Source organism: Inquilinus limosus MP06 (genome assembly GCF_000767795.1).
In the GTDB taxonomy this organism is placed as follows: Bacteria; Pseudomonadota; Alphaproteobacteria; order DSM-16000; family Inquilinaceae; genus Inquilinus; species Inquilinus limosus_E.
In genome coordinates this window covers 1-876 of the sequence record NZ_JANX01001086.1, presented here as the reverse complement: position 1 = coordinate 876, position 876 = coordinate 1, and the positions used below count along the sequence as shown (strand labels likewise).

2 protein-coding genes are annotated in these 876 nt (G+C 70.7%); both read left to right on the top strand.

Going from position 1 to position 876, the window contains the following annotated elements; genetic code table 11:
• The coding region (locus tag P409_RS39825) for a hypothetical protein (RefSeq protein WP_161790543.1) at positions 1-278 on the top strand (278 nt) is incomplete at its 5' end.
• 16 nt (positions 279-294) lie between these two features.
• Positions 295-876 (top strand): bifunctional 4-hydroxy-2-oxoglutarate aldolase/2-dehydro-3-deoxy-phosphogluconate aldolase (gene eda / locus P409_RS35360; protein WP_034849810.1); only part of this gene is annotated, 582 nt, incomplete at its 3' end.

Below are 876 nucleotides of genomic sequence, written 5' to 3'. Positions count from 1 at the left end.
GCCTCGCCGCCAGCGACCTGCTGGTGGCCGGCAGCCAGGCGGCGCTGGACGCGCTCGACTCCGGCGCGCGGGCGGCCCGGCCTGATCAAGGGGGCGAGGGACAACTCCACACCGTCATTGCTTCGTCGGCTTCGCCTCCTCGCAATGACGGCGAAGGTAGATTTTCTGAAAAAGGTCTCGCTTGTGGGAAAGGCAATGAAGACGGCCTTTCCGTCGCGATGACTCTCGTCCGGCCGTCGCAATTTGCTATGGTGCGGCGCAACCCGAATGACCGCTGACCGATCGAGAATCGCCATGACCGTCGACGCCATCATCGCCCGCGCCCCGATCATCCCCGTGCTGACCGTCGAGACGGTGGAGGCGGCGGTGCCGCTGGCCCGCGCTTTGGTCGATGGCGGCCTGCCGGTGCTGGAGGTGACGCTGCGCACCAAGGCCGCGATCGACGTCATCGCCGCCATGGCCACCGAGGTGCCGGACGCGATCGTCGGCGCCGGCACGGTGCTGAACCCGGCCGATCTTGAGGCCTCACGCAAGGCCGGTGCCGTGTTCGGCGTCAGCCCGGGCCTGACGCCGGAGCTGGCACGGGCGGCGGAGGGCTTTCCCTTCCTGCCCGGCGCGGTGACCCCGTCGGAGATCATGGCCGCGCGCGACCTCGGCTACGGCGTGCTGAAGTTCTTCCCGGCCGAGATCTATGGCGGCCAGTCGGCGCTGGCCGCCCTGGCCGGCCCCTTCGCCGGCATGCGCTTCTGCCCGACCGGCGGCGTGCGCGAATCCAACCTGCGGGCCTATCTGTCGCTGCCGAACGTGGCGGTGGTCGGCGGCACCTGGATCGCCGGCAAGGCCGAGGTGGCGGCCGGCGACTGGGCGGCGGTCACC